22 protein-coding genes and 2 tRNA genes are annotated in these 21,532 nt (G+C 49.4%); 14 read left to right on the top strand and 10 right to left on the bottom strand.

Annotated features, from left to right (window positions below; translation table 11 throughout):
* The first annotated feature begins 30 nt into the window (after nt 1-30).
* A complete protein-coding gene (locus R0134_RS07825; protein WP_319784224.1) occupies nt 31-1,170 on the top strand; it encodes a glycerate kinase in 1,140 nt (379 codons plus the stop codon).
* Nucleotides 1,171-1,332: 162 nt separating this feature from the next.
* Here R0134_RS07825 and R0134_RS07820 read toward each other — a convergent pair.
* The 4 genes from R0134_RS07820 to R0134_RS07805 all read right to left on the bottom strand — a co-directional run bounded on the left by R0134_RS07820 (nt 1,333) and on the right by R0134_RS07805 (nt 4,111).
* Nucleotides 1,333-1,409 (bottom strand) — tRNA-Val (locus tag R0134_RS07820).
* A gap of 64 nt (nt 1,410-1,473) precedes the next feature.
* Nucleotides 1,474-1,550: transfer RNA gene (locus tag R0134_RS07815), tRNA-Val, on the bottom strand.
* A gap of 115 nt (nt 1,551-1,665) precedes the next feature.
* Entirely contained in the window at nt 1,666-2,778 is a 1,113-nt protein-coding gene (locus R0134_RS07810) for a DUF3080 family protein (RefSeq protein ID WP_319784223.1), read from the bottom strand.
* Nucleotides 2,723-4,111 carry an MATE family efflux transporter gene (locus R0134_RS07805; protein WP_319784222.1) on the bottom strand — a complete coding sequence of 463 codons (1,389 nt, stop codon included), beginning with the start codon at nt 4,109-4,111 and terminating at the stop codon, nt 2,723-2,725. Before R0134_RS07805 ends, R0134_RS07810 begins: the two co-directional genes overlap by 56 nt.
* A 170-nt stretch (nt 4,112-4,281) precedes the next feature.
* Here R0134_RS07805 and R0134_RS07800 point away from each other — a divergent pair, with 170 nt between their 5' ends.
* Nucleotides 4,282-4,887 carry a riboflavin synthase subunit alpha gene (locus R0134_RS07800; RefSeq protein WP_319784221.1) on the top strand — a complete coding sequence of 202 codons (606 nt, stop codon included), beginning with the start codon at nt 4,282-4,284 and terminating at the stop codon, nt 4,885-4,887.
* 147 nt (nt 4,888-5,034) lie between these two features.
* Here the strand turns inward: R0134_RS07800 and R0134_RS07795 are convergent, their stop codons facing one another.
* Both R0134_RS07795 and R0134_RS07790 read right to left on the bottom strand, forming a co-directional pair.
* Nucleotides 5,035-5,238, bottom strand: a complete 204-nt coding sequence (locus R0134_RS07795; RefSeq protein ID WP_319784220.1) for a CPXCG motif-containing cysteine-rich protein — start codon at nt 5,236-5,238, stop codon at nt 5,035-5,037.
* A gap of 203 nt (nt 5,239-5,441) precedes the next feature.
* Nucleotides 5,442-6,188 carry a pteridine reductase gene (locus tag R0134_RS07790; protein ID WP_319784219.1) on the bottom strand — a complete coding sequence of 249 codons (747 nt, stop codon included), beginning with the start codon at nt 6,186-6,188 and terminating at the stop codon, nt 5,442-5,444.
* 102 nt (nt 6,189-6,290) lie between these two features.
* Between R0134_RS07790 and R0134_RS07785 the strand changes: the two genes are divergently transcribed.
* From R0134_RS07785 to cobB, 9 genes are all read left to right on the top strand, one after another.
* The gene (locus tag R0134_RS07785) at nt 6,291-6,734 is read left to right on the top strand and encodes a TerB family tellurite resistance protein (RefSeq protein ID WP_319784218.1); all 444 of its coding nucleotides are present in this window, start codon (nt 6,291-6,293) and stop codon (nt 6,732-6,734) included.
* A gap of 262 nt (nt 6,735-6,996) precedes the next feature.
* Nucleotides 6,997-8,931, top strand: a complete 1,935-nt coding sequence (gene thrS, locus R0134_RS07780; protein ID WP_319784217.1) for a threonine--tRNA ligase — start codon at nt 6,997-6,999, stop codon at nt 8,929-8,931.
* Between the two features lie 5 nt (nt 8,932-8,936).
* The gene (gene infC, locus R0134_RS07775; RefSeq protein ID WP_319784326.1) at nt 8,937-9,470 is read left to right on the top strand and encodes a translation initiation factor IF-3; all 534 of its coding nucleotides are present in this window, start codon (nt 8,937-8,939) and stop codon (nt 9,468-9,470) included.
* A 75-nt stretch (nt 9,471-9,545) separates the two neighbouring features.
* Nucleotides 9,546-9,740 carry a 50S ribosomal protein L35 gene (gene rpmI / locus R0134_RS07770; protein WP_087034322.1) on the top strand — a complete coding sequence of 65 codons (195 nt, stop codon included), beginning with the start codon at nt 9,546-9,548 and terminating at the stop codon, nt 9,738-9,740.
* Nucleotides 9,741-9,754: 14 nt separating this feature from the next.
* Entirely contained in the window at nt 9,755-10,114 is a 360-nt protein-coding gene (gene rplT, locus R0134_RS07765; RefSeq protein ID WP_087034321.1) for a 50S ribosomal protein L20, read from the top strand.
* Between the two features lie 155 nt (nt 10,115-10,269).
* Nucleotides 10,270-11,253 carry a phenylalanine--tRNA ligase subunit alpha gene (gene pheS, locus R0134_RS07760; RefSeq protein WP_319784216.1) on the top strand — a complete coding sequence of 328 codons (984 nt, stop codon included), beginning with the start codon at nt 10,270-10,272 and terminating at the stop codon, nt 11,251-11,253.
* Between the two features lie 15 nt (nt 11,254-11,268).
* Nucleotides 11,269-13,656: a phenylalanine--tRNA ligase subunit beta gene (gene pheT, locus R0134_RS07755; protein ID WP_319784215.1), complete on the top strand. Its 2,388-nt coding sequence runs from the start codon at nt 11,269-11,271 to the stop codon at nt 13,654-13,656.
* 1 nt (nt 13,657) lies between these two features.
* Nucleotides 13,658-13,975, top strand: coding sequence for an integration host factor subunit alpha (ihfA, locus tag R0134_RS07750; protein WP_087034318.1), 318 nt, complete (start codon nt 13,658-13,660; stop codon nt 13,973-13,975).
* A 214-nt stretch (nt 13,976-14,189) separates the two neighbouring features.
* On the top strand, nt 14,190-14,903 hold the full coding sequence (cobB, locus tag R0134_RS07745; RefSeq protein WP_319784214.1) for a Sir2 family NAD+-dependent deacetylase: 714 nt from the start codon (nt 14,190-14,192) through the stop codon (nt 14,901-14,903).
* A gap of 155 nt (nt 14,904-15,058) precedes the next feature.
* Here the strand turns inward: cobB and R0134_RS07740 are convergent, their stop codons facing one another.
* From R0134_RS07740 to potA, 4 genes are read right to left on the bottom strand one after another with little or no spacing between them, the layout of a single operon-like run.
* The gene (locus R0134_RS07740) at nt 15,059-16,135 is read right to left on the bottom strand and encodes an extracellular solute-binding protein (protein WP_319784213.1); all 1,077 of its coding nucleotides are present in this window, start codon (nt 16,133-16,135) and stop codon (nt 15,059-15,061) included.
* Entirely contained in the window at nt 16,132-16,902 is a 771-nt protein-coding gene (gene potC / locus R0134_RS07735) for a spermidine/putrescine ABC transporter permease PotC (RefSeq protein WP_319784212.1), read from the bottom strand. The genes R0134_RS07740 and potC overlap by 4 nt, the downstream gene beginning before the upstream one ends.
* A complete protein-coding gene (gene potB, locus R0134_RS07730) occupies nt 16,895-17,797 on the bottom strand; it encodes a spermidine/putrescine ABC transporter permease PotB (protein ID WP_319784211.1) in 903 nt (300 codons plus the stop codon). The genes potC and potB overlap by 8 nt, the downstream gene beginning before the upstream one ends.
* A 7-nt stretch (nt 17,798-17,804) precedes the next feature.
* Nucleotides 17,805-18,920, bottom strand: a complete 1,116-nt coding sequence (gene potA, locus R0134_RS07725; protein WP_319784210.1) for a spermidine/putrescine ABC transporter ATP-binding protein PotA — start codon at nt 18,918-18,920, stop codon at nt 17,805-17,807.
* A gap of 230 nt (nt 18,921-19,150) precedes the next feature.
* Here potA and R0134_RS07720 point away from each other — a divergent pair, with 230 nt between their 5' ends.
* The 3 genes from R0134_RS07720 (at nt 19,151) to R0134_RS07710 (ending at nt 21,408) form a co-directional block, all read left to right on the top strand.
* The gene (locus tag R0134_RS07720) at nt 19,151-19,948 is read left to right on the top strand and encodes a hypothetical protein (RefSeq protein WP_319784209.1); all 798 of its coding nucleotides are present in this window, start codon (nt 19,151-19,153) and stop codon (nt 19,946-19,948) included.
* A complete protein-coding gene (locus R0134_RS07715) occupies nt 19,945-20,559 on the top strand; it encodes a DUF2987 domain-containing protein (RefSeq protein ID WP_319784208.1) in 615 nt (204 codons plus the stop codon). Before R0134_RS07720 ends, R0134_RS07715 begins: the two co-directional genes overlap by 4 nt.
* A gap of 99 nt (nt 20,560-20,658) precedes the next feature.
* The gene (locus R0134_RS07710; protein ID WP_319784207.1) at nt 20,659-21,408 is read left to right on the top strand and encodes an IS5 family transposase; all 750 of its coding nucleotides are present in this window, start codon (nt 20,659-20,661) and stop codon (nt 21,406-21,408) included.
* Nucleotides 21,409-21,532 lie beyond the last annotated feature (124 nt).

The raw sequence follows: 21,532 nt of genomic DNA, 5'->3' as shown, positions 1-21,532 counted from the left end.
TCTTTGCACCTCATCATTTAAGGTACTGACATGAAAAAGATTGTTATTGCTCCTGATTCTTTTAAAGAAAGTCTGTCCGCGCTCGAAGTGGCCGAAGCGATTAAAAATGGTTTTCAAACCGTATTTCCGGATGCGGAGTACGTGTTAGTACCCATGGCCGACGGTGGTGAGGGCACAGTAGAAGCACTGGTAGCCGTGACTGACGGTAATATAGTGCGCACTCAAGTGACGGGCCCATTGGGTAATCAAGTTGACGCCCACTATGGTTTGTTGGGTGATGGCCACACCGCCGTGATTGAAATGGCGTCTGCATCGGGTTTACACCATGTACTGTTAGAAGAGCGCGACCCTTGCGTGGCCACCTCGCGCGGCACTGGTGAGTTGGTGCGTCATGCACTGGATGCAGGTGTGCGCCACATTATCGTTGGTCTAGGCGGCAGTGCCACTAACGACGCCGGCATCGGCATGCTGATGTCATTGGGCGCTAAGTTTAACGATGCGCAGGGCAACTCTATTAAAGATGGGGGCGCGGCTTTAATCGATGTGCACAGCATTGATTTAAGCGAGCTGCACCCTGCCATGGCTGAGTGTACTTTTGAAGTGGCCTGTGACGTAGATAACCCGTTATTAGGTGAGCGCGGGGCTACCGCCATCTTTGGTCCGCAAAAAGGTGCCACTGAAGAGAAAAGAGCGGAGCTTGAAAAAGCCCTGACTCATCTGGCGGATGTGATTGTGGCCAGTGGCTTTAGCGATCAGCGTAACACCAGTGGTGCGGGTGCTGCCGGTGGTATGGGCTTTGGCATGATGACCTTTATGAAGGCCACCTTTAAGCCGGGTATCGAGATTGTGGTAGAAGCCACTAACTTAAAAGAGCTGGTGAAAGGTGCCGATTTAGTGATCACCGGTGAAGGCCGCCTCGACAGTCAAACTATCTTTGGCAAAACGCCGATTGGCGTGGCCAAGACCGCCAAGCTGTATGACATTCCCGTGATCGGCATCGCCGGTAGCCTGAGTGCGGATGTCGCCGTGGTCTGTGAGCACGGTATTGATGCGGTATTCTCCATTATGCCGCGCGTGATGACGCTGAAAGAAGCCTTTGCCGACGCCGAAGTAAACGTGACCTTCACCGCGCAGAACATCGCCACCGTGATGGCGATGCAGGCGAAGTAAGTTCTTGTAAGGAGTTGAGATGCGAGGCGTTAAACGGGAGGCGTGATGAGCAAGATACCGAATCTTCGGATGCGAGATTGCTCCTCACGCTTTACCCTCACTCCTCACCGATCGTAGACCGCAAAGCAAAAAGCCCGCTCAATGAGCGGGCTTTTTAATGTTTGGTGCGTCCTAGTGGATTCGAACCACCGACCCCTACCATGTCAAGGTAGTGCTCTAACCAACTGAGCTAAGGACGCAGATGCTAGCAATTTATGTAATCTATACGGCGATATCTATATCGTAATATCTACGGAGATAGAATGGTGCGTCCTAGTGGATTCGAACCACCGACCCCTACCATGTCAAGGTAGTGCTCTAACCAACTGAGCTAAGGACGCGCTACTGCTAAGCGAGCGCAATATTAGCCTTGCTCGGCGAGGCTGGCAAGCCTTTTCTGTTTATGCTCAAGCGGTTGCCCAACTTATGGCCTATTTATGATCAGTGCTGGTTAACTTATCCGCGCTTTGGTGAAAGTTCGCACCGTTTTAGAAAATCTTGCCAAACCTTGGCATGTTGTAATGTTAATGTGCGATAGCGCACATAGAGCTGACTCTCTAGCCCTAAGGCGAGCTGCTTTTGATAGTCGGCCATAACGTCTGCCTTTTCGGCAGGTGGCGTTAAGCTCGCTTGTAACAGCGGTGCCAGCTGTACAAATTGGCGATCCAACTCAGTAAAGTAGGGCTGAATATCTTTAATATAATAGTGTTGCAGGGCATTGCGCAGCCGTTCGGCTTTAATGGCATTGGCCCCTTGGCAGTTAAAATGCGATAACTGTCCTAAAAAGTCGATGCTTTGCTCAAGGTGCTCGGCACTGGCGTGCAAGGAGTAAACTAGCTGGCCAAAGTAGGGGTTCTTATATAAACCACGCAAGGCCTGATTTAGCTCTTCACTTAACTCTTCACTTACCTCCTCATTTATATCCACAGGCCTGTATTTCGACCTATTTTCTGACCTAATGTTCGACAGAGCAAGGGGCCTGATTGCGTATTGGTTTGCTTGTGTTTGTAAGTGAGTAAACAGGCTAAAAGCCTGTAATGTGGCTTGATAACCGCCCTGAGAGTTAAAGGCTAAGCTGTGTTGGACGGGGCTTAGAGCCGTTCGCACTTCCGGCTCCGCGACCATCATATTCCAAAAGTAAATCGGCAATAACGGTGCTTTCAGCTGGGCAAGCTCGGTGAGCCAAACGTGTAGCTGCGCATCATCGATGTGCGTTACACACAGCGCTAAGCCCCGTTGAAATTGCAGATGATAGGCAAATTGGCCCGCGGCAGATAGACTTTTACCTGCAGGGCCATTGTGTTCGGCCACCAACCCCAACAGGTCACATTGGCTGAGCTTAAGCGCATCCAGCAAGCCTGAGCTAATGCGCGCCGGCATTAATGTAAGCTCACGCTGGGCAGGCAAAGGTGCTAACGCTGGTGGAGGGCTTAATGGCGGCGCCGGTACCTCGAGCACGTAGGCGACCCGAGTAAGATAGGTTTGAAAATGATCAGTGAGCTCATCTTGCGGACTACATGCCGTCAACCAAAGGCAAGTTAGCCCGACGATTAGATTCCACGCGCGCATAAATTACTCTTAATCGCCATATGAGTGCGGTTGCCGCCAGGCTTAAGCCGACCAAGAACCCGACCCAAAAGCCGTGGGGTCCCATGGCGGGTACCAGCCAATCTGTGAGGCTTAATATCATGCCAATCGGCAAACCAAACAGCCAGAAAGATACAAAGGTAATGTAAAAAATGGTTTGTGTGTCTTTATAGCCGCGCAGTGCTGCGGCGGCAATCACTTGGGCCGAGTCAGAAATTTGATACAAAGAGGCCAACAATAACAAACTGGCCGCCAGCTCTAATACTTGCGCATTATCCGTGTACAAACCGCCAATCCAATAACGGCCTGTCACCGTAGCCAAAGCGCAGATCAGTGCCACCCCACAACCAAAAACGATACCCACAATACTAATGCGTTTGGCCCGCTCGGGCTGATTTTCGCCTAAGGTATGGCCCACGCGTATGGTCATGGCCATACCAAGGCTGAGCGGTATCATAAAGATCAGACTAGAAAAGTTGATGGCAATTTGATGACCGGCGACAATTTCGGCGCCAAACGGTGCTAATAATAGCGCCACCACGGTAAACAGCGTCACCTCACAAAAAATAGCCATGGCAATGGGAAAGCCTAACTTAAATAAGCGACGAATTTGCGGCCAATCCGGCGGCGATATGGTGCTAAAAATATTAAATTTACTCAACACGCTTGAGCGGTGGGTATAAAAAATCATGCCAACTAGCATTACCCAAAATACCAGTGCCGAGGCATAACCACAGCCCACACCGCCTAAAGCTGGAAAGCCAAAGTGTCCGTGAATTAATATATAGTTGGCGGGCACGTTGACCGCCAAGCCAATAAAACCGAGCACCATAGTTGGCAGGGTATGAGATAACCCCTCACTGAAGTTACGCAACACCTGATATAACGCGTACGCTGGCATGCCCCACAAAATGGCATGCAAGTAGCCGGCGGTTTTATGAGCCAGCTCTGGCTCTACGTTCATCCAATGCAAAGCCATGGGTGAATAATACAAGGCCAACATGGCGGGCAGGGTGACTAATATCGTCAGCCAAAATCCTTGATGCACGGCCGCTGCTACCTCGCTTTGGCGGCGAGCACCATTTAATTGCGATATGATGGGCGTTAACGCCATAATAACGCCTTGTACTAATAAGATCAGTGGCAACCAAAAGCTGGTTGCCACCGCCACCGCCGCAAGATCAGTGGCGCTGACTTGCCCCGCCATTAGGGTATCAACGAAGCTGATCATGGTCTGGGCCATTTGTGCCACTAAGATGGGGCCGCACAGGCGTAATAAGCGAGGAACTTCTCTGAGGTAGGGCGTAACTGCCATGCGTTATATCTCGTTTTTCTGGGGTGGGGTGGTAGAAAATAGCTATTTATCAACAACGGTCGGCAATATAGCCTTGTTTTGTGCTTTATCCCACTATATTAAGCCGTTATTACTGAATCGACTGACGTTAAACTGAAATATCTTAAACTGAAATTAGTAAAGGAAAAACCATGTTCACTGGAATCGTTCAAGGTCAAGGGCAGGTATTAGAGGTCATAGAAAAAGCCGACTTTCGTACTCATGTGGTCTCTCTTCCGCCCGAGATGTTGCCAGGCTTAGCGCTCGGTGCGTCTGTGGCACACAATGGTTGCTGCTTAACGGTGACCGCCATTCACGGCCAAGCGGTGCACTTTGATTTAATGCAAGAAACCTTGCGCGTAACCAATCTTGGTCAGCTTAAAGTAGGCCATCTGGTCAATTTAGAGCGAGCAGCACGCTTTGGCGATGATATAGGCGGCCATGCGATGTCCGGCCATATTATGGCCATGTCTGCGCTACTAGAGCGTATCGAAACCGAGACTAATACTACCTTATGGTTTGGCTTACCGAGCGAGCTTGCTAAATATGTGTTCAATAAAGGCTATATTGGCATCGATGGTATTAGCTTAACCGTGGGGCAGGTAAACGAAGACCGCTTTGCGGTGCATTTAATTCCTGAAACCTTAAGCCGAACTAACTTAGGCGCAGTACAGCCCGGTTATCAGGTGAACTTAGAGATAGATCCCCAAACCCAAGCCATCGTCGATACGGTAGAGCGGGTACTGGCTAATCGTTAAGACGAGCGAGCCGCAGGCAGCTTTTTTGTTTACCTGTTCAGGGCTATTGGGCGCGGCATTATGCCTAAACTCAATAGCCTCAGGTCTGTGTCCGCGTATAAGCTTAATTATGCCAACATACTAACCTGACGATTGTCTCAACCTCACTTAAAATATCTGCTCATCATCCGCATCCACGCTAACCTCAATTTTGTCTTTTAGCTCATTACGTACCACCTTAATGTGCATTGAGTTACAGCAGGCGGTGCAATCTTCATAATAATCTTGGTCGCCTTGTGAACCGTCTATTGCCAGCTCGGTATGATGACCGCAATGCGGACAGCTCACATTGCGTTGAAAAAAGTCTCGCATAGCGTGCTCCTTAACGACGATTGGGAGTAGGGGTCGTAGGTAAAGGTAACGACTCCTGCTAAATATAGTGCTAAACCGCGAATGCCAGCACTTCACCTTGCCACACCGGCAAATAACAACGCTGAATGAGCGCTGAAACCTAGCCGTGATGGCTGTGCTGTAAAGAAAAAATGTGAGGTTGGCTTGCACCTCACGCTGTTAGATCACGCCTCGCTTAAGCCTTGGCTGGAACGCCCGCCGTCTAGCGCAATAATTTGGCCCGTTATATAACGCGGGCCGAACAATAAAAAGGCCACGGTTTCGGCAATCTCTTGGGCTTCCCCTAAACGCTGCATCGGAATGCTGCTTAATACTTGCTGTTTTTGCGCGGCAGTTAACGATTGCTCTGGCCACAAGATGGCACCCGGAGCTATACCATTGACGCGCACTTGGGGGGCTAACTCAGCGGCCAGCCCACGGGTCAAGGTGGCGAGCGCATTTTTCGCCATGCTGTACATCAAGTGCTGGCTTAAGCCTTTGTCTGCATGAATATCGACCATATTCACAATCGCGCCTTGGTTTAGCTGTAAATTTTTCGCCAAAGCTTGGCATAAGAAGTAGGGCGCCGCCGCATTCGTCGCCAATAAATCCTGCCATTGGGCAGGTGTGCTGTCACCAAAGGGCGTGGCATAAAAGCTAGAGGCATTATTCACTAAGCCATCGAGGCGACCGAAACACTCGATTACTCGCCCAGCCATGGCCTCAATATCATGCAGTTGAGTCAAGTCTTGGCAGACTAGCTGCACGCTGTTAGCACGCCGATCATTGAGTTGCTGCTGCAAGGAAAGAGCGGCCGTTTCACTGTGGTGATAATGCAGCACTAATCGATAGCCAAGGCTGTGTAAGTGCCGGCTGATTTCAGCACCAATCCGTTTGGCTGCACCGGTAATTAACACCACTTCAGACGACATTTGGGCTCCTTAAATTTGCTAATAATAGTTTTTGGCTCAGGGTTTACATCCTGATATACATGAGCAACCATCAAAAGGCTAACCCATTAATAAGGAATGCTGATGCTCAACAAACTTAAACAGTTACTTACCTTAGAAGCACAAAAGCCCTCAACGGGCCCCAGTAAAGACATGGCCATGGCCGCGTTATTAGCGGAGGTGATGTTAGCGGATGGCGAGGCCAGCCCCGAAGAACAGGCGCGCATGAGCCAATTACTGCAGCGCTTAACCCAGCAAACACCCCAAGAAATACAACAGTTGTTAGCCGAGTGCTTAGCTAAGCAACAGGATGTGGTGTCTTTGTATGAATTTACCACTGAGCTAAAAAACTTACCGATTAATGAGCGCGAACAGCTGTTGTATTCGCTTTGGCAGTTAGCCTTTATTGATGCGTATCTGGATCCGGAAGAAGAGGGGGTGATTCGCCAAGTGGCAGACTTACTGTATGTCCCGCACAGCCGTTTTATTTGGCTTAAAGAACAAGCGTCGCAAAAAGCCACGATTTAAGGCTGTTCTAGCATGGTCGATAGTAGCCAGTTCTGCTAAAATACCCGCCCTCAACTTATGCCATCAAGGCTAGGCTGGCTTAAGCCGCAGTTCATGGTTTTAAGTGCATAGCCTAGGTCTAATATGTGCGACGCTGACAGAGTACGTCAGACGGTTGAGCCGTAATGAAGCTTGCTCTTAGCTAAAGACCCATCAGCTACAGGTTCATTTTTATATATTACACGTGCGCTTTGGTAGGGTGCACCACTGTTAAGGATTTTTCATGCCGACAATTACCCTTCCCGATGGTAGCCAACGCCATTTTGATCATGCGGTTTCCGTGATGGACGTCGCCCTCGATATCGGCCCTGGTCTTGCCAAAGCCTGTATCGCTGGTCGCATTGATGGCCAATTGGTTGATGCCTGTGAGTTGATAGAAAACGACGCTAAGCTGGCCATCATTACCGCGAAAGATGAAGATGGCCTAGTCATCTTGCGCCACTCTTGTGCACATCTGTTGGGTCATGCCATTAAGCAATTATGGCCCCAGACCAAGATGGCCATCGGCCCGGTTATCGACAACGGTTTCTATTATGACGTGGATCTTGACCACACCTTGACCGAAGACGACTTGGTGAAGTTAGAAGCTCGCATGAAAGAGCTGGTGAAAAGCGACTATCAGGTGATCAAGAAGAAGGTCAGCTGGCAAGAGGCGAAAGACACCTTTGCTGCGCGTAATGAACCGTACAAGATTGAAATTCTGGATCAAAACGTCAGCCAAGATGACCGCCCTGGTTTGTATCATCACGAAGAATACGTCGACATGTGTCGCGGCCCGCACGTACCAAGCATGAAGTTTTGTCAGCACTTTAAGCTGCAAAAGACCTCTGGTGCCTACTGGCGTGGCGATTCCAAGAACAAGATGCTACAACGCATTTACGGCACCGCTTGGGCCGATAAAAAAGCCCTGAACGGCTACTTGTTGCAGTTAGAAGAAGCGGCCAAGCGCGATCACAGACGCATCGGTAAGCAACTCGACTTGTATCATATGCAAGAAGAAGCGCCGGGCATGGTGTTTTGGCATCATGATGGCTGGACTATTTTCCGTGAGCTTGAGCAATTCGTTCGTGACAAGCTACGTGAATATGACTACCAAGAAGTAAAAGGTCCGCTAATGATGGATCGTGTGCTCTGGGAGCGCTCAGGTCACTGGGATAAGTATTCTGAGTATATGTTCACCACCCACTCCGAGAACCGTGACTACGCCATTAAGCCGATGAACTGCCCAGGCCACGTGCAGATCTTCAACCAAGGTTTGAAGTCCTACCGTGATTTGCCGCTGCGTATGGGCGAATTTGGTAGCTGTCACCGTAATGAACCCAGCGGCGCGCTGCACGGTTTAATGCGGGTGCGCGGCTTTACCCAAGACGATGCCCATATTTTTTGTACCGAAGCGCAAATTCAGTCTGAAGTATCAGATTGTATTCAGTTGGTGTTTGACACTTATAAGACCTTCGGTTTTACCGATATCGCGGTCAAGCTGTCTACCCGCCCAGAAGAGCGCATTGGCAGCGATGAAGCCTGGGACATGGCAGAGCTGGCATTACAAGAAGCGCTAACCGCCGCCAACATCGAATATGTGTTGCAGCCGGGCGAAGGGGCGTTTTATGGCCCTAAAATTGAATTTACCCTGCACGATTGTCTGAATCGCGCGTGGCAGTGTGGTACAATACAACTCGATTTTGCTCTGCCTGGTCGTTTAGGCGCCAGTTATATAGGCGAAGATAACGAACGCCATGTGCCGGTAATGATTCACCGTGCTATCCTAGGTTCGATCGAGCGTTTTATCGGTATTCTCATTGAAGAATACGCAGGTCTGTTCCCGACTTGGTTAGCCCCCACTCAGGTGGTGGTTCTCAATATTACCGATAATCAGGCAGATTACGCACTCAATCTCAGCAAAAGTTTGAATAATATTGGCATTAGAGCTAAAGCAGACTTGAGAAATGAGAAAATAGGCTTTAAAATCCGCGAACATACTCTGAAGCGGGTACCTTTCATGCTGGTTTGTGGCGACAAAGAAGTCGAAGCCGGCAAAGTAGCGGTTCGTACCCGGAAAGGATTGGATTTAGGCGTCTTCGATATAGAAGAGCTGAGTTTGCTAATTAAGCAAGAAATCCAAACTCGCGGAAAGAAAACAGTGGAGGATAGGTTATAAAAGGCATTAAAAGAGGGAGCAAACCAGCTCCTCGCAATCGACTGAATGAAGAGATCCGACTACCAGAAGTTCGCTTAGTCGGCCTGGAAGGCGAGCCTATGGGCGTGGTCACCATTGCAGAGGCATTAGAAATTTCTACCACTGCAGGTGTTGATCTAGTTGAGATCAGTCCCAATGCCGAGCCACCCGTGTGTCGCTTAATGGACTACGGGAAGTTCCTCTACGAGAAGAGCAAGGCGACTAAAGAACAGAAGAAGAAACAGAAGCAGGTTCAGGTTAAGGAAATGAAGTTCCGTCCTGGCACTGATGATGGCGATTACCAGGTAAAGCTACGCAACCTGGTTCGCTTTTTAGAAGAGGGCAACAAAGCCAAGATCACACTGCGGTTCCGCGGTCGTGAGATGGCGCACCAAGACCTAGGGTTTGATTTGCTAAACCGCATTAAAGCGGACTTAGAAGAATTAGCCGTAGTGGAGGCATTCCCGAAAATGGAAGGTCGCCAAGCAGTCATGGTGCTAGCCCCAAAGAAAAAACAGTAAGGTTTTACAAGTAGCTGGGTAATTGTTATCCAGCTCACCTTGACTGTTTGTTGTTATTAACAATGCGGAGTTACAATGCCGAAAATGAAGTCCAACAAAGGTGCTGCAAAGCGCTTTAAGAAAACCGCGAATGGTTTTAAGTGTAAACAATCACACACCAGCCATATCCTCACGAAGAAGAGCACCAAGCGTAAGCGTCATTTGCGCGGTACTAACTTAGTTGCTGCGTCTGACGTTGCACAAGTTCAATCAATGTTGCCCTACGCTTAAGAGGATTATAAAAAATGGCAAGAGTTAAACGTGGTGTGACCGCTCGCGCGCGTCATAAAAAAGTACTAAAGCAAGCTAAAGGTTATTACGGCGCTCGTTCACGCGTATATCGCGTAGCGGTTCAAGCAGTAACTAAAGCCGGTCAATATGCATATCGTGACCGTCGTCAGAAAAAACGTCAGTTCCGTCAGCTGTGGATTGCGCGTATTAACGCTGCAAGCCGTCAGAACGGTCTTTCATACAGCCGCTTCATCAATGGTTTGAAAAAAGCCTCTGTTGAAATCGACCGTAAGATCTTGGCTGATATCGCCGTACACGACAAAACCACCTTCACCGCTTTGGTTAGCAAAGCAAAAGAAGCGTTGGCAGCATAAGTCGTTAAGTCGATAAATTAAAAAAGGAGGCCTCGGCCTCCTTTTTTGTTGCGTGGATTTAAGTTATACGGTAGCGAAAAAAGCATAAATCCTTTATTATCAAGCCCTTCAAATTATTTAGTGTCTGCTTTAGGCGGGCAAGTGACGAGGAATACATGGATCAGCTGCAAGACGTAATCGTCAAAGCACAGGCACAGATTTCGGCCGCCGCAACCATAGCTGAACTGGATGACATCCGGGTGCATTACATGGGTAAAAAAGGCATTTTTACCGAACAATCCAAGACACTCGGCAAGTTATCCGCCGAAGAGCGTCCTGCCGCCGGTCAGGTGATAAACCAAGCCAAACAAGCGGTAAACGACGCCCTCAACAGCAAACGCGAAGCGTTGCAGTTGGCAGAACTGAATCTAAAATTGGCATCAGAAACGCTGGACATCAGTTTGCCGGGTCGTCGCCAATCAGTCGGTGGTTTACACCCCGTAACGCGCACCATTAAACGCATAGAGTCGTTTTTTGGCGAGTTGGGTTTTCAGGTGGCCGAAGGCCCAGAAATCGAAGATGATTTTCATAACTTCGATGCGCTGAATATTCCCGCCCATCATCCGGCGCGCGCCGATCACGACACCTTTTATTTCAATCCCAAGCTGATGCTGCGTACCCAAACTTCTGGCGTACAAATTCGCACCATGCAACAGCAACAGCCGCCGATCCGCATTATTTCGCCGGGCCGCGTGTATCGTAACGATTACGATCAAACCCATACTCCTATGTTTCATCAGGTGGAAGGGCTGTTAGTGGATGAGAATGTCAGCTTTGCCCAGTTAAAAGGTGTGCTGCACGAATTTTTGCATAACTTTTTCGAAGAAGACTTAGAAATACGCTTTCGACCTTCGCACTTTCCTTTTACCGAACCCAGCGCCGAAGTGGACGTGATGGGCAAAAACGGTAAATGGTTAGAAGTGCTGGGTTGCGGCATGGTGCACCCCAATGTATTGCGCTCGGTCGGTATCGATCCTGAACGCTACAGCGGCTTTGCCTTTGGCATGGGCGTGGAGCGTCTCACTATGTTGCGCTACGGCGTGAATGACTTACGCGCCTTCTTCGAAAATGATCTGCGTTTTCTTAAGCAATTTGGTTAAGCAGCTGGAGCAAAAATGAAATTTTCAACATCATGGCTGGACGAGTGGGTAAACACTGGTCTTAGCACAGCAGCGCTTGCCGAGCTTATTACCATGGCAGGCCTAGAGGTAGACGGCATTGAACCGGTAGCCGGTGACTTTAATCAAGTGGTCGTGGGTGAAGTGGTGGAGTGCGGCCCACATCCCGATGCAGACAAACTGCAAGTCACCAAGGTTAACGTGGGTGGGGATGAGCTACTCGATATCGTCTGCGGCGCGCCAAATTGTCGCACCGGTTTAAAAGTTGCGGTGGCCGTAGTCGGCGCCGTGTTGCCCGGTGATTTTAAGATTAAAAAAGCCAAACTACGCGGCCAGGCATCCCACGGCATGCTCTGCTCCTACAGCGAAATTGGCATAGATTTAGACTCGAGCGGCATTATTGAACTGCCTGCCGATGCGCCGATTGGCGACTGCGTGCGTGAGTATTTAAAGCTCGACGACAGTATTGTAGAAATTGACCTCACGCCAAACCGCGCCGACTGCTTAAGCATGGCCGGTGTGGCGCGTGAAGTGGGCGTACTCAAGCAAGCCACCGTTAATTGGCCTGAGATTGCTGACGTGCCCGCCAGTATCGACGACCAAGTGGCAGTGAGCTTAAATGCTCCTGATGCGTGCCCGCGTTATTTGGCGCGCGTGGTTAAGAATATTGATGTAAAGGCAGCTACGCCGTTATGGATGCAAGAAAAGCTGCGCCGCAGTGGTATACGCTCTATTGATCCCGTGGTTGATGTAACCAACTTCGTGCTGATCGAATGGGGCCAACCCATGCATGCCTTCGACCTTGCCACGCTCAATGGCGCCATTAATGTGCGCTTAGCCGAGCAAGACGAAAAGCTCACACTCCTAGATGGTAATGAAGTGAGCTTAAACAGCGACACTTTAGTGATTGCCGACCAAGAGCGAGCCATTGCCATGGCGGGTATTTTTGGTGGCAAAGTCACAGGCGTGACGGACACCACCAAAGACGTATTGTTAGAGTGTGCCTTCTTTAGTCCGCTGGCCATTACCGGCCGTGCGCGCAGTTATGGCTTGCACACGGATTCGTCTCATCGTTTTGAACGTGGCGTGGATTATCAGCTGCAACATAAAGTCATGCAGCGCGCCACTGCCTTATTGCTGGAGATTTGTGGCGGCGAAGCGGGCCCCATCGTTGAAGCTTTGTCCGAGCAAGACTTGCCGACTGCCAATACAGTAACTTTGCGCCATACCAAGCTTAATCGCACTATTGGCATCGATATAGATGCGGATCAAGTGACTGATATGCTGACCCGCTTAGGGTTAACCGTCACTAAAACAGCCGAGGGTTGGCTGGCCGTAGTGCCGAGCTATCGCTTTGATATCAGTATCGAAGAAGACTTAGTGGAAGAAGTGGCCCGAGTTTATGGCTACAACAATATTCCCAATCAAGCCCCGATTGCTGGCCTAACCATGTCTTCGCATCGCGAAGCTAAGCTTCCGCTGAATCGTTTAAAAGATGCACTAGTGGATTTAGGTTACCAAGAAGCCATTACTTATAGCTTCGTGGATCCGACCCAACAGCAATTGCTGTTCCCCGATGCTAAGACCATGGTATTGCCGAACCCGATTTCCGCCGACATGTCAGAAATGCGTGTGTCGTTATGGCCAGGTCTGATTCAAGCGGCGGTGTACAACCAAAACCGTCAGCAGCCACGCCTGCGCTTATTTGAACAGGGCTTAACCTTTGTGCCTGACGCAAACGCCGAAAATGGCGTGCAGCAAACGCCAAAACTTGCCGGTTTACTGCTGGGCACAGTGTCTGCAGAGCATTGGGACATGGTAGAGAAGGGCAGCGATTTCTTTGATATGAAGGGCGATCTTGAGACGCTATTGGCGTTAAGCGGCCATGAGCTGGACTTTAGTTTTGCGCGTACCGACATTACTGCCCTGCACCCAGGTCAGTCGGCCGCCGTGCTTTATCAAGGTCAGCAAGTGGGCTTGATTGGCGCCGTGCACCCGAGCTTACTGAAAAAGTTAGGCCTTAAGTCTCAGGCTTATGTGTTTGAAGTAGAGCTCAGCGCTATTACTCAACGCCATGTACCTTTAGCCGCCGATATTTCGCGCTTTCCTGCTAACCGTCGCGACCTTGCTTTGGTGGTAGATAATCAAGTAGCAGCGGGCGACATCCTTGATTTAGTTAGGAAAGTTGGCGGAAATCAATTGGTTGGATTAAACTTGTTTGATGTATACCAAGGTGCTGGCATCAGTGATGGCAAGAAAAGCTTAGCGCTGAGCTTGGTGTTGCAAGATACCCATCGCACCTTGGAAGAAAAAGAAATTGCCGATACGGTGGCACGTATTGTAACGGCACTTTCGGATGAGTTTAGTGCATCCTTGAGGGATTAATATGGCCTTAACAAAAGCCGACTTAGCTGAGCACCTGTTTACCGATTTAGGTTTATCTAAGCGAGATGCCAAAGAGATGGTGGAAGCCTTCTTTGAAGAAATACGTCTCGCTCTTGAGCAAGGTGAACAGGTTAAAATTTCTGGTTTCGGTAACTTTGAATTACGCAATAAAGGCGAACGGCCGGGGCGTAATCCAAAGACCGGTGAAGATATCCCCATCTCGGCACGCCGAGTGGTGACCTTCAGACCAGGGCAAAAGCTAAAAGCGAGAGTAGAAAATATCGAGCCGCCGAACGCATCCGAGTCAGCCGATAAATAACCCCAAGCCAGGCCCAGTGCCTGGCTTTTTATTGGCCAAACAAAATGCTATACGTTAAACGCGGTACGCTTTACGAGAAACACCGCTTATCTTTTACGTACAGCGTACGACGAATAACGTACGACTTTGCCTAGGTAAGACTAAGGGCGTATTGGCTTGTACTGTGGCTTACTGTTAGCCTGTTAGTTAAATATACGCTTATAAAACAAGAGGTATGCGGCCTGTGCGCAAAGGTAATATAGTGATCCTCACCGGTGCAGGTATCTCGGCCGAGTCAGGAATTAAAACATTTAGAGCCAGTGATGGCTTATGGGAAGAGCATCGCATTGAAGATGTGGCGACCCCAGAAGGGTACGCGCGCGATCCTAAATTAGTGCATAAATTTTATAATGAACGCCGTGAGCTGTTGCATACCGTGAGCCCAAACGCGGCGCATCTTGCATTGGCGAAACTCGAAGCCGAGTGGCCCGGTACCGTCACGCTGGTCACGCAAAATATTGATGACTTGCATGAGCGGGCTGGCAGTAAAAATGTGCTGCATATGCACGGCGAATTGTTAAAAGCGCGCTGTCCTCATAGTAATCAAACTGTGGACTGGCCCGGTGCGTTACATGACAGCGACCTCTGTCAATGTTGCCAGTTTCCCGAGCCTTTACGGCCGCATATCGTGTGGTTTGGTGAGATGCCCTTATTGTTGGATAGGATTTATCACGCCATAAGCGAAGCCAGCTTATTTGTCTCCATTGGTACCTCGGGCAATGTCTATCCGGCGGCCGGCTTAGTTCACGAAGCCAGTATGCATAATGCCCACACCATAGAAATTAATTTAGAGCCCAGCCAAGGCAAAACACACTTTGCCGAACACAGATACGGACCGGCCACGATTGAGGTGGTGCAGTACGTGGAAGAATTGCTTAACAATAGGTGAGAAGAGAAGAGAAGGCTGAGGCGTGAGGAGAAGAGTCTACTCTGTCTTGGTAGGGGCCCGTCTCTTCGGCGAAGAGGACTTCGGCCCGGTTTGGTTTTCGATTAACAAAAAGCCCGCAATCGCGGGCTTTTTGATTTAGCAGCTATGCTTGGCGCTTACTGAGAGCGCAGCTTTACCCAGTAATCTTCATAGATGGCCAGCACCTCATCACCTAAGTCATCTTGAAAATGACCTTGCTCAATGAGCTCAGCGCTCGGGAACAAAACTTGATTCTCGGCGACCTCTTTTGGCAATAACGGCTTAGCGCCTTGATTTGGCACGGCAATACCCAACTCTTGGATCACTTGAGCCGCCACTTCTGGGCGCATCAAGAAGTTTAAGAACTGGTGCGCAGCACTCACGGATTTTGCGTTAGCCGGGATCACAGCACTGTCGACCCAAAAAATTGCGCCTTCAGTAGGATACACGTATTCCAGTGCTATGCCGTCTTGCTGCGTCTTATACGCCTGATCACTCCATAATAAACCCAATGACGTTTCGCCAGTCACGTAGGGCAGGCGTGGATTATCCGAGTTATAAAGCAGCACGTTGGCTTGCAGAGGTTGAAGTTTTTCGTATGCCGCTTTGATCTCGGCGGGATCTTTACTATTAGCGGAAAACCCAAGCGTTAACAATGCCATTTGAAAGCTTTCACGAATATCATCCGTGAGCATCAACTGATTTTTCCAGCTTTTATCCCACAAGTCTTGCCAAGACGTCATTTTGGTATCGGGCAAATCATCGCGGTTGATGGCAATGGCCGTGCTGCCAAACGCATAGGGCATGCTGTACTTATTATTAGCATCAAAATCCTTGTTCAGCATGCTGTTATCTAACTGCTCAAAATTTGGCAGCTGAGCTTTATCGAGCGGCTGTAACATGCCCTCGCGCGCCATCTTGCTCACCATGTAGCTAGAAGGAAAAATCACATCGTAACTTTCTTTGGCTTTGCTGGTTTGCAGTAATTTTAATTTGGCATATAAGGCTTCGTTAGAATCAAAGGTGCCGTAATCTACCTTAATACCGGTTTCTTTGGTAAACGCCTGCAAGACTTCATCGGGTAAATATTCCGCCCAAGCATACACAGATAAGCGCTCTTGAGCCTGGGCCATCAACGGAAAACTGGCGGCCATGGCGATGGTCAACGGTAGGACTAATGTAGTTAAGGACCGAGGAGCTAAAGTTAATTTCATTGATGTTTTTTCCTTAATAGCAGTTGTGCAGCGACTACCAGCACTAACGACAGGCCGAGCATAAGCGTAGCTAAGGCGTTAACCTCTGGCGACACGCCGACCTTGACCATGGAATATATTTTTAACGGTAACACTTCATAACTGGGGCCCGTGACAAACGAGCTCACTATTACGTCATCCAACGACAGAGTAAAGCTTAATAACCAGCCCGCAGCAATAGCAGGCGCGGCCAAAGGCAAAATGATGCGTCGAAAAATCACCGCTTCACTGGCACCTAAGTCTTTGGCCGCTTCTAGCATACGCACATCAAAGCCTTTAAGGCGTGAGTACACTGTGATCACCACAAACGGCAAGCAAAAGGTAATGTGCGCAAATAATAACGACCAGAAGCCCAGTGCTATTCCTAAGGTAACAAACAATGCCAGCAAGGAAATGGCCATTACTATGTCTGGCGACATCAACACCACAAACAACATGCCGCCCACAAACTTTTTACCGCGAAAACGATAGCGATATAACGCCACCGCCGCCAAGGTTCCAATTAAGGCAGCCGCCGATGCAGAGAGCAGGGCGATAGTGAGCGAGTGGCGCGCCGCTTCCATTAAACTGGCGTTATTGGCCAAGCGACTAAACCATTCTAGGGTAAAGCCTTCCCAGCGAATGCCAAACTTAGAGCGGTTAAAGGCGTTAGCAATCAAAACTCCAATCGGAATATACAGATAAGCAAACACCAATAATAAAAAGCTGCCTTTCAGCCAATTAATCATCAAGCGTTACCTTCTTATGCAGCAATTTAGTGGCGCGATAATACAGATACATCAACCCCGCCATCAGTAGCGTTAATGTCACGCTGGTGGCCGCACCAAACGGCCAGTCCCGAATATTAAGGAACTGGGTTTTAATGATGTTACCAATCAGCAAGTTTTTTGCGCCGCCCAATAAATCAGAAATATAAAACATCCCCAGCGCCGGTAAAAATACCAGCAAGCAACCCGCCACTATGCCGGGTAAGGTGAGCGGCAGTATGATGCGAAAAAACCGCGCCATGGCGCCAGCGCCTAAATCCCGAGCTGCTTCCAATAAACGACCATCGAGCTTTTCAATGGCCGAATACAAAGGCAGTACCATAAAGGGCAACAAGATATAAACCAAACCAATAATCACGGCTATCTCGGTAAACATAATGCGCAGCGGCTGCTCAATTAACCCCATGCTCAACAAGGCGGTATTTAATAGGCCTTTGGTGCCCAGTACTATTTTGAGTGCATAAGTGCGGATCAAAGAGTTCGTCCAAAAGGGCACTATCACTAAAAACAGCAGTATCGGCCGCCAGCGTGCGGGAAGCTTGGCGATAATAAAGGCAAACGGGTAGCCAATCACTAAACACAAACAGGTGGCGATGCCTGCCATCAATAATGAATGACCCAATACTTGGGCGTATAAGGGATCAAACAAACGCCGGTAGCTGTCTGTGCTGAATACCAAGCTCACCAGACTGGCGTGATCGCGGGTCATAAAGCTGGTGGCGATAATCATCAGGTTGGGTAAAAACACAAATACCAGCAACCAACCCACAATCACAGTCACCGCCATATTCCGAAAGCCGTTGGCTTTGAAACGGGCGAGAGCGGAATGACGGTGGATGAGGGGTGATTTTGACATGCTTGCCTCAGTGTTGTTCATAAGGCAATACCACCTCCCAGCTGTCTACCCAAGTAATGTTTACTTGCTCGCCAAGACGATAATCAAAGTCTGGGTCGTCTTCATCAAAAAACTCCGACACTAAAATATGCTGGCCTGAGCTCAGCTCAACGCGAGACTCCAGCGTGGCACCTTTATATAAGCGCTCCACGATGCGACCGGCCACGCCAGTTGCAATATCTGTAGCGTCGGCTTTGCATACGCTCATCCGTAGATCTTCTGGGCGCAGCAAAACGCACACTTTATCGCCGGCGTTAAAAGCCAGTGGGCTGTGTACGATACAATCACGGCCTTCTACCTTGGCATGCCAAGCGCCCGCAGTTTGAGCTTGGGTGAGCAACACACCGTCTAACACGTTAATCTCACCAATAAAGCGCGCCACAAACAGGTTAGCCGGAGACTCATAAATTTCCCGAGGGGTGCCATCTTGTACTATTTTTCCGGCTTGCATCACCAAGATGCGGTCCGACATCGACAAGGCTTCTTCTTGATCATGAGTCACAAACACAAAGGTAATGCCTAAGCGGCGCTGCAATTGCTTCAGCTCACTTTGCATTTGTTTGCGTAACTTATAATCCAGCGCACTTAATGATTCATCGAGCAATAACACTTTGGGCCGATTAACCACGGCCCGCGCGATGGCCACACGTTGCTGCTGACCTCCGGATAACTGATGGGGAAAGCGATCGCTCATGGCCTCCAGTTGCACCATTGTTAAGGCTTCTATGACGCGCGGCTTGATCTCGGCGTTAGGCAGTTTTTGCATACGCAGACCAAAGGCCACGTTCTCAAACAGCGTCATATGCGGGAACAGGGCATAGCTTTGAAACACCGTATTGACGTTGCGGTGTTCGGCGGGCACGTCCGTAATATCGTGACCGGCCAAGCTAATGCGGCCAATGTCCGCTTGCTCTAAGCCGGCAATCAGGCGTAATACGGTGGTTTTTCCGCAGCCAGAGGGGCCTAAAATAGTGAGGAATTCACCGTCATAAATGGACAAGTCCAAATTATCTATGATGGCTTTACCGTCGAATGTTTTACTGATGCTCGTCAACGAGACTAGAGGAAGAGATTGTTCCACCATGTACCCTTAACCACCTCGATGAAAACGCACTGCGTTTTAGGAGAAAAAAGAGCGCGCATTCTAGTCAGTACCCAGCCTAAAGCCAAGCGAATCTTTGTAACCGCGATGCGCACATTTATTGTTTATGGCCAGTATAGCGCCGCTTTTAATTTCCTTGTGTTAATAATGACTTGAGTGTGCAGCCATCCGCTGCTTCCTTGGGTATAATGGCGCTATCTTAAGTAAGAGATATGATGATGAACGAACCCCGTTTTGCTCGACTGCAGCAGTCGTTACAACAAGGCTTTACGTTGGAGCCCAAAGCTATTTTTAAAGAAGGTTGGGCGCGCATTAATGGTGCCAAGATGCCCCTGATTTTGGCGGCCTTAGGCGTGGCTGGCTTTTGGCTGGTACTCAGCCAAGTGTCGACCCGTTTGGTCCCCAATCCAGAAGAGGCCTCTTGGCAACTCAGTTTGTTAGGCTTGCTGGTTTCCATGGGGCTGGCTCCCATGACGGCGGCGCTGGATATGATGGGCATTGCTCGCAGTGTCGATAAACCCATCCGACCCAATCAGATTTTTAATTATTTTGGCTCCTTGGTACCGCTGGCCGCCGCCAGCCTACTGATGGGAATATTAAGCGCTGCGCTAATGGCCGTGATCCAGATGCTGGGCTTGCCGGCGGTATTAACTATGCTGCCAATGTTGCTGCTAAGCGTGGCCTTAATGTTTACCTTTCCATTAATACTGGAAAAAGGCTTTACGCCACTGCAAGCCATTATGACCTCGCTTAAACTGTTTAGTCGTCAGTGGCTGCAGCTGCTGGCGATTCAAGTGTTCTTTATCTTGATGTTTATCGTCGCGATTTTGAGCTTAGGCATAGCCCTGATTTGGGTGGCGCCGCTGTTTATGGTGGTGAAGGGCATCATCTATCGTGAGGTGTGCGGTGTAGAAGGTGAGACGGACAATAAAGATGCAGGGCTTAATAGCGATGTTCTCTCAGCACAGCCACCGTCATTAAATAGCAGCAAGGATAAATTTGAAGCATGAAAACTTCCCGTCTTTTAGCCTGGTGTGCGGTACTGACCCTCACTTTTGGTTCGCCCATGCTACAAGCCCAAACCTTAGAGCTTGATTACAGCGGATTTTATAAGTACCTCGCCAAGGTGAAAAAAGCCAAGGTTGAGCAGGCAGAGCTGGGCTTTTATTTAAGCCGCGCCGACGGCCAAGGCCTGTGCACCATAGAATCCGGTGTTATTCGTGTGGATGATGAGGTCCGCGGGCAGGTCACTGTGCTCCCTCACGGTCAATTTACCTTAACGGAAGATAAAGAGCTGGATTTAGATAAAGCCAAAGTGGTGTTAGAAGTTGTTGAAGAGACACAGTGTAATATCTCGATTCAGATCCAGTCTAATCTGACTGCCGGTAACAGAGACTTGAGCGAACTGCGCGCCATCGAGGATGATATGTATCGCTTGCTACAAAAAATGGCTGGCTGGCCAGGTAAGTATTTTGTCCCCGAGTTACAAGGGCTAACACTGAACCCTGCTGTGCCAGGTGGTCATGTAGCAGGTAAAGTGCAGCTTAAACTCAGCCAAGCACAGTTGACGGAAACGGGCAGTCTGAGCTTGCCCGCAGTACGGATTACGCCGTGGTTTTAAACTAAACTAGGGTCTGTTGACGTTTGACTATAAGATATTGATATAAAATAGAAAGATCGTATTGTTCAAGTTATCACATTCTAATGGTACGAGTTTGCGATGCCCCGATCACTGCTCACTGATGAGTTCTGGTCGAAGCTACGGAAAATTTTGCTGCAAGAATCCATCTATGATAAACGTGATTTACGTATGACGGTAGAAGGTATGCTTTATCGTATGCGCACTGGTTGCCCTTGGCGGGATCTGCCCACCGCTTTCGGAGGGTGGAACAAAGTTTACAAGCGCTTTAATGCCTGGTCAGCCGCAGGCAAGTGGCTCAGGATCTTCAAGGCGCTGGTGGTGCAGCCAGACCTGGAGTGGACCTTCATTGATGGCACCTACGTCAAGGCGCATCAACATAGTTCAGGGGCAGCCCGTTCTGATAACCAAGCCATAGGGAAAAGCCGGGCAGGTAATACCACCAAGATTCATCTGGCCGTGGATGCCTATGGCCTGCCCATCGAATTCGATATCACCGGCGGTGAGGTTCACGATTGTAAGGCCGCGCCGGAACTGATTGCCAAGCTGCCGGCCACACAAGCCATTATCGCGGACAAAGGCTATGACAGCGAACCGCTCCGGGAGCAGATCGCATCACAAGGCGCTCAACCCGTCATCCCCAGAAAGCGCAATTCCACCAAAGGTAACGCTGACTTGGATAGAGGTTTGTATCGTTATCGACATTTGGTGGAAAACGCCTTTGCTCGGTTAAAGCAATATCGGGCCGTGGCGTCGCGCTTCGACAAGTTGAAGCGGAATTACGCAAGCACGGTGGCCATGGCCTGCGGGTTTCTATGGCTGCCCATGTGAAACGTCAACAGACCCTAGCACCAAGCTGAATATAAAAAATCCCATGCCTGTGAGGGCTTGGGATTTTTGTTGGCCGTCATCCTGACAAAAGTCAGGATCTCGCTTTAGCTTTGAGTGCTTAGTT

Source organism: Oceanisphaera sp. IT1-181, from assembly GCF_033807535.1.
Classification (GTDB): Bacteria; Pseudomonadota; Gammaproteobacteria; order Enterobacterales; family Aeromonadaceae; genus Oceanimonas.
The sequence above is the reverse complement of the archived record's forward strand: the minus strand, read 5'-3'. Positions and strand labels throughout refer to the sequence as shown.

What these genes read in the sequence shown, in the direction of transcription:
- R0134_RS07825 (WP_319784224.1), top strand. Translation starts at nt 31, where the DNA reads ATGAAAAAGATTGTTATTGCTCCTGATTCTTTTAAAGAAAGTCTGTCC.
- R0134_RS07810 (WP_319784223.1), bottom strand. Translation starts at nt 2,778, where the DNA reads ATGCGCGCGTGGAATCTAATCGTCGGGCTAACTTGCCTTTGGTTGACG.
- R0134_RS07805 (WP_319784222.1), bottom strand. Translation starts at nt 4,111, where the DNA reads ATGGCAGTTACGCCCTACCTCAGAGAAGTTCCTCGCTTATTACGCCTG.
- R0134_RS07800 (WP_319784221.1), top strand. Translation starts at nt 4,282, where the DNA reads ATGTTCACTGGAATCGTTCAAGGTCAAGGGCAGGTATTAGAGGTCATA.
- R0134_RS07795 (WP_319784220.1), bottom strand. Translation starts at nt 5,238, where the DNA reads ATGCGAGACTTTTTTCAACGCAATGTGAGCTGTCCGCATTGCGGTCAT.
- R0134_RS07790 (WP_319784219.1), bottom strand. Translation starts at nt 6,188, where the DNA reads ATGTCGTCTGAAGTGGTGTTAATTACCGGTGCAGCCAAACGGATTGGT.
- R0134_RS07785 (WP_319784218.1), top strand. Translation starts at nt 6,291, where the DNA reads ATGCTCAACAAACTTAAACAGTTACTTACCTTAGAAGCACAAAAGCCC.
- thrS (WP_319784217.1), top strand. Translation starts at nt 6,997, where the DNA reads ATGCCGACAATTACCCTTCCCGATGGTAGCCAACGCCATTTTGATCAT.
- rpmI (WP_087034322.1), top strand. Translation starts at nt 9,546, where the DNA reads ATGCCGAAAATGAAGTCCAACAAAGGTGCTGCAAAGCGCTTTAAGAAA.
- rplT (WP_087034321.1), top strand. Translation starts at nt 9,755, where the DNA reads ATGGCAAGAGTTAAACGTGGTGTGACCGCTCGCGCGCGTCATAAAAAA.
- pheS (WP_319784216.1), top strand. Translation starts at nt 10,270, where the DNA reads ATGGATCAGCTGCAAGACGTAATCGTCAAAGCACAGGCACAGATTTCG.
- pheT (WP_319784215.1), top strand. Translation starts at nt 11,269, where the DNA reads ATGAAATTTTCAACATCATGGCTGGACGAGTGGGTAAACACTGGTCTT.
- ihfA (WP_087034318.1), top strand. Translation starts at nt 13,658, where the DNA reads ATGGCCTTAACAAAAGCCGACTTAGCTGAGCACCTGTTTACCGATTTA.
- cobB (WP_319784214.1), top strand. Translation starts at nt 14,190, where the DNA reads ATGCGGCCTGTGCGCAAAGGTAATATAGTGATCCTCACCGGTGCAGGT.
- R0134_RS07740 (WP_319784213.1), bottom strand. Translation starts at nt 16,135, where the DNA reads ATGAAATTAACTTTAGCTCCTCGGTCCTTAACTACATTAGTCCTACCG.
- potC (WP_319784212.1), bottom strand. Translation starts at nt 16,902, where the DNA reads ATGATTAATTGGCTGAAAGGCAGCTTTTTATTATTGGTGTTTGCTTAT.
- potB (WP_319784211.1), bottom strand. Translation starts at nt 17,797, where the DNA reads ATGTCAAAATCACCCCTCATCCACCGTCATTCCGCTCTCGCCCGTTTC.
- potA (WP_319784210.1), bottom strand. Translation starts at nt 18,920, where the DNA reads ATGGTGGAACAATCTCTTCCTCTAGTCTCGTTGACGAGCATCAGTAAA.
- R0134_RS07720 (WP_319784209.1), top strand. Translation starts at nt 19,151, where the DNA reads ATGATGATGAACGAACCCCGTTTTGCTCGACTGCAGCAGTCGTTACAA.
- R0134_RS07715 (WP_319784208.1), top strand. Translation starts at nt 19,945, where the DNA reads ATGAAAACTTCCCGTCTTTTAGCCTGGTGTGCGGTACTGACCCTCACT.
- R0134_RS07710 (WP_319784207.1), top strand. Translation starts at nt 20,659, where the DNA reads ATGCCCCGATCACTGCTCACTGATGAGTTCTGGTCGAAGCTACGGAAA.